The organism is Sporosarcina ureae (assembly GCF_002101375.1).
Classification (GTDB): Bacteria; Bacillota; Bacilli; order Bacillales_A; family Planococcaceae; genus Sporosarcina; species Sporosarcina ureae_B.
On sequence record NZ_CP015207.1, the window covers coordinates 3,171,928 to 3,184,738 of the forward strand.

General features: G+C 41.9%; 15 protein-coding genes. 13 read left to right on the forward strand and 2 right to left on the reverse strand.

The window, feature by feature from the left end:
* Nucleotides 1-29: 29 nt before the first annotated feature.
* Nucleotides 30-929, reverse strand: coding sequence for an aldo/keto reductase (locus SporoP8_RS15475; RefSeq protein ID WP_085133345.1), 900 nt, complete (start codon nt 927-929; stop codon nt 30-32).
* A 72-nt stretch (nt 930-1,001) separates the two neighbouring features.
* On the opposite strand from SporoP8_RS15475, the gene SporoP8_RS15480 reads away from it, so the two are divergent.
* The 12 genes from SporoP8_RS15480 to SporoP8_RS15535 all read left to right on the forward strand — a co-directional run bounded on the left by SporoP8_RS15480 (nt 1,002) and on the right by SporoP8_RS15535 (nt 11,532).
* Nucleotides 1,002-1,535: an NUDIX hydrolase gene (locus SporoP8_RS15480; protein ID WP_085133346.1), complete on the forward strand. Its 534-nt coding sequence runs from the start codon at nt 1,002-1,004 to the stop codon at nt 1,533-1,535.
* Between the two features lie 64 nt (nt 1,536-1,599).
* Entirely contained in the window at nt 1,600-2,112 is a 513-nt protein-coding gene (locus SporoP8_RS15485) for a hypothetical protein (RefSeq protein ID WP_085133347.1), read from the forward strand.
* Nucleotides 2,113-2,208: 96 nt separating this feature from the next.
* Nucleotides 2,209-2,685: a ferric iron uptake transcriptional regulator gene (locus SporoP8_RS15490; protein ID WP_085133348.1), complete on the forward strand. Its 477-nt coding sequence runs from the start codon at nt 2,209-2,211 to the stop codon at nt 2,683-2,685.
* A gap of 44 nt (nt 2,686-2,729) precedes the next feature.
* Complete coding sequence (gene xerD, locus SporoP8_RS15495) at nt 2,730-3,620, forward strand: site-specific tyrosine recombinase XerD (protein ID WP_085133349.1); 891 nt, start codon at nt 2,730-2,732, stop codon at nt 3,618-3,620.
* Nucleotides 3,621-3,644: 24 nt separating this feature from the next.
* Nucleotides 3,645-4,838, forward strand: a complete 1,194-nt coding sequence (deoB, locus tag SporoP8_RS15500; protein ID WP_085133350.1) for a phosphopentomutase — start codon at nt 3,645-3,647, stop codon at nt 4,836-4,838.
* A gap of 7 nt (nt 4,839-4,845) precedes the next feature.
* Nucleotides 4,846-6,141, forward strand: a complete 1,296-nt coding sequence (locus SporoP8_RS15505; protein WP_085133696.1) for a pyrimidine-nucleoside phosphorylase — start codon at nt 4,846-4,848, stop codon at nt 6,139-6,141.
* 383 nt (nt 6,142-6,524) lie between these two features.
* The gene (locus SporoP8_RS15510; protein WP_232319169.1) at nt 6,525-6,878 is read left to right on the forward strand and encodes an STAS domain-containing protein; all 354 of its coding nucleotides are present in this window, start codon (nt 6,525-6,527) and stop codon (nt 6,876-6,878) included.
* Nucleotides 6,868-7,314 carry an anti-sigma F factor gene (gene spoIIAB, locus SporoP8_RS15515; RefSeq protein WP_085133352.1) on the forward strand — a complete coding sequence of 149 codons (447 nt, stop codon included), beginning with the start codon at nt 6,868-6,870 and terminating at the stop codon, nt 7,312-7,314. Before SporoP8_RS15510 ends, spoIIAB begins: the two co-directional genes overlap by 11 nt.
* Nucleotides 7,315-7,317: 3 nt before the next feature.
* Nucleotides 7,318-8,106 (forward strand): SigF/SigG family RNA polymerase sporulation sigma factor, encoded by a 789-nt coding sequence (locus tag SporoP8_RS15520; protein ID WP_085133353.1) that lies wholly within the window; start codon nt 7,318-7,320, stop codon nt 8,104-8,106.
* Between the two features lies 1 nt (nt 8,107).
* Entirely contained in the window at nt 8,108-9,565 is a 1,458-nt protein-coding gene (locus SporoP8_RS15525; RefSeq protein WP_085133354.1) for a spore germination protein, read from the forward strand.
* An 86-nt stretch (nt 9,566-9,651) separates the two neighbouring features.
* Nucleotides 9,652-10,977, forward strand: coding sequence for a diaminopimelate decarboxylase (lysA, locus tag SporoP8_RS15530; protein ID WP_085133355.1), 1,326 nt, complete (start codon nt 9,652-9,654; stop codon nt 10,975-10,977).
* Nucleotides 10,978-11,157: 180 nt separating this feature from the next.
* Nucleotides 11,158-11,532, forward strand: a complete 375-nt coding sequence (locus tag SporoP8_RS15535) for a GNAT family N-acetyltransferase (RefSeq protein WP_085133356.1) — start codon at nt 11,158-11,160, stop codon at nt 11,530-11,532.
* Here the strand turns inward: SporoP8_RS15535 and SporoP8_RS15540 are convergent.
* Nucleotides 11,529-12,038, reverse strand: coding sequence for a DUF309 domain-containing protein (locus SporoP8_RS15540; RefSeq protein ID WP_085133357.1), 510 nt, complete (start codon nt 12,036-12,038; stop codon nt 11,529-11,531). The genes SporoP8_RS15535 and SporoP8_RS15540 overlap by 4 nt on opposite strands.
* A 37-nt stretch (nt 12,039-12,075) precedes the next feature.
* On the opposite strand from SporoP8_RS15540, the gene SporoP8_RS15545 reads away from it, so the two are divergent.
* Nucleotides 12,076-12,807 carry a segregation/condensation protein A gene (locus tag SporoP8_RS15545; RefSeq protein WP_085133358.1) on the forward strand — a complete coding sequence of 244 codons (732 nt, stop codon included), beginning with the start codon at nt 12,076-12,078 and terminating at the stop codon, nt 12,805-12,807.
* Nucleotides 12,808-12,811: the final 4 nt, after the last annotated feature.

The window sequence follows — 12,811 nt, forward strand, 5'->3', positions numbered from 1 at the left end:
CAAAAAATGCGGTTGCTCTTTTTCTTATATTACACGCGATGTTGTTCATATTGATGTGGCTCTGTTTTGTTTGTTAAAATCGTCAGCAATTGTGAATCTATTGGCGAGTCATAAGCTTTTAATGACTCTCGAAGTTGCTCTTGTGTTCTGGAACCAATCAAAGCCGATGCTACAGCGGGCTCTTTAAGTACAAAGGCAATGGCATATGCTTGTAAGTCAATCGTTTCATTAGAAAGTGTCTGAACTGTCTGCTGTAATTCAAACTGTGAATAAGATACAAAGCCATTCAAATTCTTCGCACGCTCCACGCCTTCATTCGTAAGTAAACCCTTTGCCAACGTCCCTCTAGCGACAACAGATGCACCTTTTTCAGCAATCAAAGAAAAGTATTCTTCAGGACGGCGATCCAGCAAGTTGTACTGCATCATGACGGAAACTGCTTGGCTAGTACTCAGAAAACGTTCGATTACAGTGGGGCGGATACTTGAGATACCATATTCACGTATGATGCCTTCTTTTTTTAATGTGTCAAATGCTTCAATTGTTTCTTCCACATCATCTTCCATCGTACCACCGTGAAGTTGGTACAAGTCGATATGTTCGAGTTGTAAACGTCGTAAACTTTGTTTTACAGCGTCCATAATATGGGCTTTTGAAGAATCCCATATCCAGGAATCTTCTCCCTGCCACTTGTTACCGGCTTTCGTCGCGATGATCAAATCTTGACGTTTTTCTTTCAATACTTTTCCTATAAGTTCTTCGTTTGTTCCTTTATCGTAAAGATCTGCTGTATCGAAGTAGTTGATACCATGATCTACTGCTTCATCAAGTACGGAACGAGCCGATTCAAGTTCAGTCGGTAATGACATGCAACCTAGTCCAATTTCGGAAACAAGTAAACTACTAGAACCTATTATACGCTTCTTCATGTGCCTCACTCCTTTCGTTTCATGGTACAATGAAAGCGGGCTATAAAACCAATGGAAAGGGTTGAGTGCTGGATGAAGTTTGAAGAAAGAACCCTCTCAACAGAACAGATCTTTACAGGTAAAATCATTTCGGTACAAGTAGACGAAGTAGAATTGCCTGATGGAAAACTAGCAAAAAGAGAATTAGTAAAACATCCAGGAGCCGTGGCGATTATCGCATTGACTGAAGATAAAAAAATCGTGTTAGTTGAACAGTACAGAAAGCCTTTGGAACGAACGATGCTAGAAATACCGGCAGGCAAGATTGAACCGGGCGAAGAACCTAAGCTAACGGCGATTCGTGAACTGGAAGAAGAGACAGCGTACCGTGCACATTCATTCGAATATTTGCAGACATTCTCGACTTCTCCAGGTTTCGCGGATGAAATCATTCACTTATACATAGCAAAAGATCTTGAGAAAGTGGAACAACCTGCTATAGGAGATGAAGATGAATTCATTGAAGTGCTGGAAGTAACTGTTGAAGAGGCAGAGGAGTTAATTGCGAATGAACGGATTTATGATGCGAAGACAGTTGCGGCTGTCTGGTATGTAAAAAACCTATAAAGGATTGAGCTATTTCTGGACGGACAAGCATATGTTATAGAAACGATGCGGAGGTGTCCTATTTATGGCTCGATCATTGTCTTTTGTCTATTTATTCGTTATACTCGCAATCAGTTATATAGGAGGGGCTTTACTATTCAGGGAGTGGCCTGTCACGTCGCTAGAGCAGATCATCGGTTTATATGATCAACGCGTAGTGAAGGGATCTGAAGCGGCTTTGTGGTCACCTGTTGTGGTGACGTTGAGCTTTATTCTATTAGCCATCATTCTGTCTAAATATAAAAGGGTCCGTTTTATCACTATGTTTCTCGGAGCGATTAAATGTGCTTTTTTTGGTTTGTCATCCACCTATTTATTGTCGACAGGCTTAAAGTTGGTATCCTATACGATTTGGTGGTTCCCATTTCAATTGATCAGCTGTTTGTTGTTCCTGATTTTATGTTCAGTGTTGAACCCGCCATTTTTTGCTCCACCGGCTAGTAAGAAAAATCGTCCATTAACTGCAGTGCCACCATTGATTGCTCTATTGTTGATCACGCAGATACTGGAACTAGCGATCTTTCATTTTATAAAGTAATATCCACTACACACTATAATGAACTGAACCTTTCCTTTCTATTGTCATCTGGAACGACAGTTTGGTATAATGGAAACAATTTGAGGGGGGCGTCGTATGGAAAGCCGAATAGAACGAATTAAGAAGCAATTGCACGGGGCCAGCTACAAGTTGACGCCTCAGCGTGAAGCGACTGTAGCAGTTCTTCTGGAAAATGAAGAAGACCATTTAAGTGCAGAAGATGTATTTTTGCTAGTAAAAGAAAAGGCTCCAGATATCGGTCTGGCGACTGTATATCGTACATTAGAATTATTAACTGAACTAAAAGTTGTCGATAAAATTAATTTTGGCGATGGGGTAGCGCGTTATGATTTACGAGAAGAAGGCGCTGCGCGGTTCCACCATCATTTAATTTGTCTAGAATGTGGAACGGTTGATGAAATTCAGGAAGACTTACTCGGTGAAGTAGAAAAAGTCGTAGAAGGTCGGTATGGTTTTACAGTCAAAGATCATTGGCTGACGTTCCATGGAATTTGTAAACGTTGTAAAGCGAAAGACGAAGAGAAAGAACAGGAAGACAATGGGATAGCCTAAGCGCTGTCCTTTTTTACTTTTTACATAAGAAAGGAGGAAAGTCTATGAAAGATGCACAGTTTGCATTGGAGGATTATGTGCACTTTTTAACAGTTGAAAGACAATTGGCTCAAAATACGGTGAAGTCGTATCAACGCGATCTGACAGCCTATATACGTTACATCGCAAGTTTAAATTTAGAAACAGTTAATTCTATTGAACGCACGATGGTTCTGCAATACTTGCAGAAGTTGAAAGATAGTGGTAAATCCAGTCGTACCCTCTCCCGACATATTTCCTCCATTCGTTCGTTCCATCAATTTTTAGTAAGAGAACAAATCACGACACATGATTGCACGATTCATATCGAATTGCCTAAAATTGAACAAAAGCTGCCGGATGTCCTCTCTATACCTGAAATAGAACGATTGATCCATGCCGTTGATGGCCATACTTCACAAGGTATGCGCGATATTGCATTGCTTGAATTGTTATACGGGACTGGAATGAGGGTAAGTGAATTGATAGCGATTGATTTGGCCGATCTTCATTTGACCATGGGGTTTGTGCGGGTATTTGGAAAAGGCAGTAAGGAACGAATCGTGCCACTTGGACGTTCAGCAATCGATGCCTGTACTTTGTATTTAAATGAAGGGCGTCCTAAGTTCATCAGTGATACTGAAGCGTTGTTCCTCAACATGCATGGCAGACGGCTGACAAGACAAGGATGTTGGAAGATCTTGAAAGAGGCAGGAGTGAAGGCGGGAATTCAGAAAGTCATTTCACCGCATTTATTGCGCCACTCATTCGCCACACATTTGATTGAAAATGGAGCAGACTTGCGCGCAGTTCAGGAAATGCTCGGACATGCCGATATTTCCACGACGCAACTCTACACGCATGTCAGCAAAAAACGCTTGAAAGATGTCTACAGTCAATATCATCCTAGAGCGTAAACTACTATTACTGGAGGTTTTCATATGGAGAAATTTCGTTATAATCGTATTCATTTAATCGTACTTGACTCAGTAGGGATTGGCGAAGCACCTGATGCTGAAGCTTTTGGCGATGTTGGATCTAATACGCTTGGACATATCGGTGAAGAAATGGATGGATTGAAACTACCGAATTTGGAACGTCTCGGTCTTGCGAATATTGCACCAATTAAAGGTCTCGCACCACAAAAAGAAGCACAAGGATATTACACAAAGATGCAAGAAGCATCTGTCGGTAAAGATACGATGACAGGGCATTGGGAAATCATGGGCTTGCGTATCGATGATGCATTTAAAGTGTATCCGAATGGTTTTCCCAAAGAACTTATAGATGAATTGGAATTAAAAACGGGTAGAAAAGTTATCGGAAATAAACCGGCAAGCGGTACGGAAATTATCGATGAACTAGGTGAAGAGCATATGAACACAGGAGCTCTCATCGTTTACACGTCTGGCGACCCTGTCCTGCAAATTGCAGCACATGAAGAAATTATTCCAATTGAAGAGCAATATCGAATTTGTGAAATCGCAAGAGAACTTACATTGCAACCTGAATTCTTAGTCGGTCGTGTGATTGCGCGTCCATTTGTTGGGGAACCGGGTACCTTCACACGGACTACAAACCGTCATGATTATGCATTGAAGCCATTTGGTAAAACGGTAATGAATGAATTGCAAGATAAAGGCTATGACGTTTTCGCCATCGGTAAAATTGCGGATATTTACAATGGTGAAGGGGTGACTGAAGCAGTTCGTACAACAGGGAACATGGATGGTGTAGATCAGCTTGTCTCGGTGATGAAAAAAGAATTTGAAGGCCTTAGTTTCGTTAATCTAGTAGACTTCGATGCATTATATGGTCATCGTCGCGATCCGATTGGTTACGGTAATGCACTTGAAGAATTTGATGCACGTTTGCCTGAAATTATGGATGCAATGCAACCGGACGATTTACTGATCATCACAGCGGACCATGGAAATGATCCAGTTCATGAGGGTACGGATCATACAAGAGAATATGTACCGTTACTCGTCTACTCTCCTTCCAACAAAGGAGCAGGGCAATTGCCCATCCGTAAAACATTCTCTGATGTCGGGGCGACGATTGCAGAAAATTTCCAAGTAGATAAACCTGAACATGGTGAAAGTTTCTTGTCTGCATTAGTTAAGGAGGATTAATTTTATGCTGCGAATGGTGGATATCATTGAAAACAAGCGAGACGGAAAGGAACTAAACAAAGAACAGATCGAGTTTTTTGTGACGGGTTATACGGAGGGCTCAATCCCAGATTATCAGGCGAGTGCTTTCTTGATGGCCATTTACTTTAAGGGTATGACTACAGAAGAACAAGGCTACTTAACGATGGCCATGGCGGAGTCTGGCGATCAAATCGATTTATCTGCAATTGAAGGAGTGAAGGTAGACAAACACTCAACAGGCGGAGTAGGTGATACTACGACACTTATTTTGGCGCCACTTGTCGCAGCATGCGGTGTACCAGTTGCTAAAATGAGTGGCCGGGGACTAGGCCATACAGGGGGCACACTTGATAAGCTAGAAGCAATTGAAGGCTTCCACGTAGAGATTTCTACCGAACGATTTATTCAACAGGTCAATGATTTGAAAATCGCTGTAATCGGCCAAAGTGGCAATTTGACACCAGCTGATAAAAAACTATATGCGTTAAGGGATGTCACAGCGACCGTCAACAGCATTCCACTGATTGCAAGCTCAATTATGAGTAAAAAGTTGGCGGCGGGCGCAGATGCTATCGTACTAGACGTCAAGACAGGCGCAGGAGCTTTCATGAAAACATTGGAAGACTCAAAGCGATTGGCAGATGCCATGACGGCGATCGGCAATGAAGTTGGAAGAAACACAAGTGCTATTATTTCGGATATGAACCAACCCCTAGGACTTGCGATAGGTAATGCTCTGGAAGTAAAAGAAGCGATTGAAACACTGCGAGGAAAAGGTCCAGCCGATCTAACGGAGCTGTGTTTAGTTCTTGGTAGCAAGATGTTGCTGGCAGCGAACAAAGCAGAAACTGAAGAAGACGCACGCAAACAACTACAGAATGTCGTAGAAAACGGTGACGCACTGCGTTTGTTCGGTGAGTTAATCAAAGCACAAGGCGGCAACGAAAAAGTCATTGAGAATACAAATCTATTGCCGCAAGCACAGTATCAAATTGAAGTTCCCGCTATTGAAAGCGGCTATGTATCCAAAATCGATGCCGATGAAATAGGTGTTGCCGCTATGCATCTTGGAGCGGGTCGTGCAACAAAAGAAGACGTCATTGATCTCGCGGTCGGGATTGTGCTGCGCAAGAAAATAGGGGACTTTGTAAAAAAGGGAGAGGCACTCGCTATTCTCCATGCAAACACAGAACAAGTGGATGATTCGATCCAACTGCTGCAAACTCATATGCATATTTCAAAGGAAAAAATAGCAGCACCACCGCTTATACATTCCTTGTAATGAATAAAAGCCATGTACCTGAAGCATGCCAAGAAATTGGCTCCCTTCAGAGCACATGGCTTTTTTGTCGTTCATGTGTAAAAACAAATGCAACTGTACATACTCTTGTGTAGCTCGGGTAAGGAGCGAGGGAGTGACTAGCTATGAATCCGATGCTAGGCTAACGCGTATCTTCGGGAGAGTTCTTCAGAGAAGTTCAGCCCGACTGCTGTAGGCCGCCTGGAAGATGTCGCGTGGAACGTCGATTAAAGATATCTTTCCAGCCCGTTTAATTTCTGTCACAACTTAAGAAGTTTTAGGGACAGCTGACTAGTTTTGTCAAAACTAAAGGATAGCCGTTCTAAATGTGCGACAATGCCTTCATGAAGGAGGCGTATCTACACATGGCAACTATTACACAACTGGAAAATGGCATTGTCTTAATCACGCTAGCAGGGGAACTCGATAACCACGAAGCCAATCAAATTAGAGAAGAAGTATCTACTGCTATATTCACGGGAAAGACGCGTGCAATCATCTGGGACCTCTACCAACTAGGCTTCATGGACAGCGCAGGAATCGGACTTATTCTTGGAAGAATGCGTGATCTAGTACCCGTAAACGGAGAAACACTCATATTGAATCCATCTCCGACAATGCAGAAATTATTCCAATTTGCAGGTCTTGGTGATGTCGTCAGAATATGTACAGTCGAAGAAGCAATCGACGAAATCGGAGGGGTTGTACATGAAAAATGAAATGACCTTGTCGTTTCTAGCGATAGAACAAAATGAAGCACTTGCCAGAATGGCACTCACCTGTTTTATCGCACCATTGGATCCGACACTGGAAGAACTTTCGGAATTTAAAACAATTGTTTCGGAAGCTGTTACGAATGCGATTATCCACGGTTACGAATGCGATGGTAAAAGTATGGTGAAGATCCATGCAACGATTGACGACCGCACAGTAAAAATGACGGTAACAGATGAGGGAATGGGTATCTTCGACATTGAGCAAGCAATGGAGCCGATGTTTACGACCAAACCACAAATGGAGCGCTCCGGTATGGGCTTTACGATCATGGAAAGTTTCTCGGACGGTATCCGTGTAGATTCTACCCTTGGAAATGGGACAATCGTGACATTTGAGAAGAATTTTTCTCCAGTCACAGAAGTAAGTAGAATGAGGTGACATATGGAAGCATCTGTTGAGAAGCAACACGCTCTATTGTCACAAGAAAAAATGCGAGAACTCATCAAAGAATCACAAGCGGGTGACAAAGAAGCTAGACGAATGATGGTAGAAGGCAATACAAGACTTGTGTGGTCCATCGTTCAACGCTTCGCTTCGCGTGGTGCGGATTTAGAAGATTTATTTCAAATAGGCTGCATTGGCTTGATGAAATCAATAGATAAGTTCGATCTATCCTATGAGGTGAAGTTTTCAACGTATGCTGTACCGATGATCGTCGGAGAAATACAACGTTATTTACGTGACGATGGAATGGTGAAAGTAGGACGCACCATTCGTGAGTTAAGTTATAAAATTCGTCACGCAACCGATGATTTCTTTAAGAAAAACGGACGTTCACCATCTATTTCGGAAATGGCGGAAATATTAGAAGTGAAACAAGAAGATATTATTCTAGCTTCAGATGCGCTCCGTGATCCCGCCTCGCTACATGAACAATTGTATGAGAGTGATGGGGATAGCTTAACGTTAATGGATCAACTTCGAGACGATAGATCAGAGAGGGTATTCGATCATATTCCGTTACGAGATGTCATTACACGGTTGAATAAACGTGATCAGACAATCATTTATATGCGCTATTATTTAGATTACACACAAAGTGATATTGCGAAACGAATCGGAATATCACAAGTTCAAGTATCACGGTTGGAAAAGAAAATACTAGCTCAAATGAAAACATGGATGGGCGCAGATGCCGAAGATGCGCTCGAGAAGGCGAGGAGACCGTAATTTGACCGATACACTATTTACGTCCATACGAGAAGGGGAAAGGTGGTTCATCAACCAGTTTGGCGAAGACGAAACATTTGATGCGACTAAACGGTTGATCCACCTATGGGATAAAGAAATACTTCTTCTGTATATGAACGGTTTAGTGGATGGAGAGGTCTTAACAACCTTATTGACGGAAATGCAATATCGTAATGATCTATATACAAGTGAACCTATTGAAAACATTGACCGCGCATTGATGGATTATTTTCCGTATCATTCGCTGGAAATCGTAAAGGATGAAGATCAACTCGCAAAAGTGATTTTAAGTGGGTTAGCTGTATTCATTATGAAAGATGGTTTCACATTCGCGCTTGATGTACGATCATACCCCGGTAGAAATCCTGAAGAGCCTGATACTGAAAAAGTTATACGAGGTTCAAGGGATGGTTTTACGGAAAATATCTTGACGAACACTGCATTAATTCGAAGGCGTTTACGCACAACGGAACTACGATTTGAAATGCACGAGACATCAGTAAAAGGTAAAACGGACATAGCCATTGCCTTTATGAAAGGTGCTGCTAATGAAGAGCATTTGAATTTTGTGCGAGAGCGACTGGATGCATTGAAAACAGATGGCTTGACGATGACCGATAAATCACTCGAGGAATTTCTGTTTAAACAAGGATTTCATCCGATGCCGTTTGTTCGGTATACGGAACGCGCCGATATTTGTGCCGCGCATTTACTCGAGGGCCATATTGCGATCATCGTCGATACATCTCCTTCCGTCATTTTAGTGCCTGTTACGCTTGTGCATCACCTACAACATGCAGAAGAATATAGACAAGCACCTTTGATTGGGACTTTCATCCGGATGGTACGCTTCATAGGGACTTTTTTTAGTTTAGTGATGTTGCCGTTTTGGTATTTGATGTCAGTCGAAAAACAATTCGTTCCGGAAGCAATTAAGTATATTGGTCCGAATGATTGGGGAGAAGTTCCGTTATTTGTCCAATTGTTAATAGCTGACGTCGGTATAGAAGTGTTGCGAATGGCTGCAATCCATACTCCTACACCACTGTCGACCGCGATGGGACTCGTTGCTGCTATTGTCATTGGGCAAGTGGCGATTGACGTAGGCTTGTTCTCTTCAGAAGTTGTACTGTATGTGGCGGTTAGTGCCATTTTAACATTTGCCATTCCGTCATTTGAATTAAGTATTACGACAAAAGTGTTCAGGGTTTTCTTATTAGTTGCCACTGCGTTACTAGGGGCCCCAGGCTTTTTCATAGCACTTGCTTTAATTTACTATTATTTGTGTTCGTTAAAGCCGATGAATGTGCCATATTTGTGGCCGTTCACACCATTCTTCCCGAAAGCTTTGTTGCGTGTATTGATTCGTTTCCCTATGACAATCGACGATCCACGGCCGTTTATCACCGAATCGCCGAACCGTGATAGGATGTCATAGGACTAGTTAGATATTCTGCATGTCGTTGCTACTTTCCGCCTTCTTGTGATAAAGTTATCTGAGAGAATTCGGGAGGGGTATGGGACATGCATCTTTATGGAACACAGGCAGTGAATGGAAACGGTCATCTGACAATCGGTGGAGTGGACGTTTCAGAATTGGCTAAACAATACGGAACACCAGTCATGGTCTATGATACAGAGCTATTCAAAGAGCGTGCGCAGGCATTTAAAGAAACGTTTGAAAAAAAAGATATTAAAGCACAAGTTGCTTATGCGAGTAAAGCCTTTTCTTCAATCGCAATGTATCAGTTGGCAGAACAACAAGGGTTGTCTCTAGATGTGGTTTCAGGTGGGGAATTATATACGGCTGTAGCAGCAGGATTCCCGCGCGAGCGTATTCATTTCCATGGCAATAATAAAAGCAGAGAAGAAATAGTATACGCATTTGAAGAAAACATCGGATGCATCGTGGTCGACAATTTCTTGGAGATCGATATCATCAAAGAAATTGCGGATGAGCGAAAGCAATCGATGAATGTCTTAATCCGAGTAACACCGGGTATTGAAGCACATACACATGATTATATTACGACAGGCCAAGAAGATTCAAAATTTGGTTTTGATTTAAAAAATGGCCAAACGAATCAAGCGTTTCTTGCTTTGCATGATCATGGATATATTCATTTCCTCGGCATGCATTGTCATATAGGCTCACAGATTTTTGAAACCGATGCATTCAAATACGCAGCAGAAGTGCTGATGGAAAGAATGGTTGAATGGCGAAAGAATTATCAATTTATCTGCCCTGTCTTAAATTTAGGCGGAGGATTTGGTATACGCTATACGGAAGAAGATACGCCACTTGAGCCAGCTGTCTATGTAGAGGAAATGGCAGATGTAGTGAAAAAGATGGCAGAGGAATATGAGTATCCGATTCCTGAAATTTGGATTGAACCCGGCCGCTCGCTCGTAGGAGATGCAGGAACGACTATTTATTCTGCTGGCAGTACGAAAGTTGTGCCGGGTGTCCGTACATACGTAGCAGTAGATGGCGGTATGTCAGATAATATTCGCCCGGCTTTATATGACGCCCACTATTCTAGTGCACTTGCTAACCGGATGAACGAACCACATGACCAGCAATGGACAGTCGCAGGGAAGTGCTGTGAGTCAGGCGATAAATTAATTGAAAAAGCCAATTTGCCCAAAGTGAAAAACGGTGATTTACTAGCCGTCTTTTGTACAGGAGCTTACACGTACTCCATGGCTAGCAATTATAACCGACTGCCTCGACCTGCCGTTGTGTTTGCGGAAAAAGGGCAATATCAGTTGGTAGTAAGACGCGAAACTTACGAAGACATCATTAAATTGGACCTTCCGTTGCAATCAGATCGGGAGGAGAGTTTCTGATGAAAAAGAAAAATATTATTCTTTTCATATCGATTGTTGCGATGGCCATAATTTGGGGAGTCATCTATTGGTATTTTGTTGTTCCTGTGATTGATCCGCGCTTCAAATGATGCGCGAGTTGAAGTAAATGGGGTAATGATGTAAACTGTACAAAGGATTTCTGAAAAGAAGGGGTTACTATTGAATCTAATTCGTTTTAAGAAGGCACAAGAGAAAATTGCTATGGGCTTTTTATCTTATATCCCTAGTGAGAAGATGTTATGCAAATTGCAAGAGACTGTTCAGCAATATCTATGTGATGAACAGTGGCAGCTATTTCTTTACAAAGAAGCAGAAGATTACATCGGATTAATAGGGGTAGAAGTCAACGACAATGACAAGATGTACACTGTTCAGCATATTTCAGTCAATCCATCTTTTCGTGGAGAAGGAATTGCATTTAAGATGGTGAAGGAATTGCAGGAGATCTATCCAGGATATGGCTGTAAAAGTACTGACTTTACAGAGCCATTTATACAAAGTTGTTTAAGAAAAGAAGAAGGCGCAGATCTTTAACGGCTGCCCTTCTTCTTTTCTTCACGTTGTAAAAGAATATCTGACCTGTCTCGTTGCATATGCTTATGAATAACAGACGCGCTGTTTTTAGGTAGTAATACAATCAGAGGCTTAGATTTCTCTGCTTCAACTTCTAACTCTGAAGAGATTGGAAGCTGAAATGTATAGAAATCTTCACCTAATTCAATGCGTGTAAGACAATGCTCTAGCTGCATGATGATTTCATCAATAGACACCTCTTCAAGATAGTCATCAAATTGTACAGGCATCTCACGGAAGCGTGTGATGGCCTTATTTAAAGTACGTGAAGCACCTGCTGTATTACCCCTGCGCCAATGATATAATCCAGTAGCCATAAGAATATAGCCTGTTAGCGGATGGTCTTTTGAAAAGTTCTCTTGTTCTTTCCAATATTCCTCCAGTACTTCGTGGCATTCGAAATAGTCTTGATTGTCATTGAAATAAACAATAAACTGTAGAAAAAGTGGATGGTAGTAAGGGTGCATCCAAATCATTCCTTTCTGGTTAGGTAGGTTGGTAAAAATGAGTTATAGTGTAAAACTCGAAGTCTTCGAAGGACCACTTGATCTGTTGTTGCATTTGATCAATCGGCTCGAAATTGATATTTATGACATCCCCATGGCGGAGCTAACACAGCAGTACATAGAACATTTGCATGCCATGCGTGTTCTTCGTTTGGATGAATTAAGTGAATACCTTGTACTGGCAGCGACGTTGCTTGAAGTGAAAAGCAAAATGCTGTTACCGGTCAATGAAGAAGAAGCGTTCATCGAAGAATTCGGTTATGAGGAAGATCCGCGTGAAGAATTGATAGCCCGTTTAATGGAATACCGGAAGTTTAAAGAAGCAGCCAACTCACTTCGTGAGTCAGCAGCCTATCGTGATGAGCATTTCACCAAAGAGCCTGAAGACTTAACGGATTATGGTGAACCGATTGTAACTGAGACGGAAGATCAATTGAATGTTTTTGACTTGATTGGTGCATTTCAAAAAATGCTGCACAGAAAGAAGCTAAAGCTGCCTCTAACAGCGAGTATAACAAAGTCCGAGCAATCTGTCGGTGATAAGATGTCTTCGATCATGAGTAAGTTGGAACTATATGGTGGAGAATGTGATTTCCATGCACTGTTTGAAACGACGACTGTACCTGAGCTCGTATTAACATTTTTATCATTGCTCGAACTGATGAAATTACAAGAAGTCAAAGTACGACAGAGTAATAATTTTGAAGAATTACGAATCTCGTTGATGTGAAGGG

What these genes read in the sequence shown, in the direction of transcription:
- SporoP8_RS15475 (WP_085133345.1), bottom strand. Translation starts at nt 929, where the DNA reads ATGAAGAAGCGTATAATAGGTTCTAGTAGTTTACTTGTTTCCGAAATT.
- SporoP8_RS15480 (WP_085133346.1), top strand. Translation starts at nt 1,002, where the DNA reads ATGAAGTTTGAAGAAAGAACCCTCTCAACAGAACAGATCTTTACAGGT.
- SporoP8_RS15485 (WP_085133347.1), top strand. Translation starts at nt 1,600, where the DNA reads ATGGCTCGATCATTGTCTTTTGTCTATTTATTCGTTATACTCGCAATC.
- SporoP8_RS15490 (WP_085133348.1), top strand. Translation starts at nt 2,209, where the DNA reads ATGGAAAGCCGAATAGAACGAATTAAGAAGCAATTGCACGGGGCCAGC.
- xerD (WP_085133349.1), top strand. Translation starts at nt 2,730, where the DNA reads ATGAAAGATGCACAGTTTGCATTGGAGGATTATGTGCACTTTTTAACA.
- deoB (WP_085133350.1), top strand. Translation starts at nt 3,645, where the DNA reads ATGGAGAAATTTCGTTATAATCGTATTCATTTAATCGTACTTGACTCA.
- SporoP8_RS15510 (WP_232319169.1), top strand. Translation starts at nt 6,525, where the DNA reads ATGGCAACTATTACACAACTGGAAAATGGCATTGTCTTAATCACGCTA.
- spoIIAB (WP_085133352.1), top strand. Translation starts at nt 6,868, where the DNA reads ATGAAAAATGAAATGACCTTGTCGTTTCTAGCGATAGAACAAAATGAA.
- SporoP8_RS15520 (WP_085133353.1), top strand. Translation starts at nt 7,318, where the DNA reads ATGGAAGCATCTGTTGAGAAGCAACACGCTCTATTGTCACAAGAAAAA.
- lysA (WP_085133355.1), top strand. Translation starts at nt 9,652, where the DNA reads ATGCATCTTTATGGAACACAGGCAGTGAATGGAAACGGTCATCTGACA.
- SporoP8_RS15540 (WP_085133357.1), bottom strand. Translation starts at nt 12,038, where the DNA reads ATGCACCCTTACTACCATCCACTTTTTCTACAGTTTATTGTTTATTTC.
- SporoP8_RS15545 (WP_085133358.1), top strand. Translation starts at nt 12,076, where the DNA reads ATGAGTTATAGTGTAAAACTCGAAGTCTTCGAAGGACCACTTGATCTG.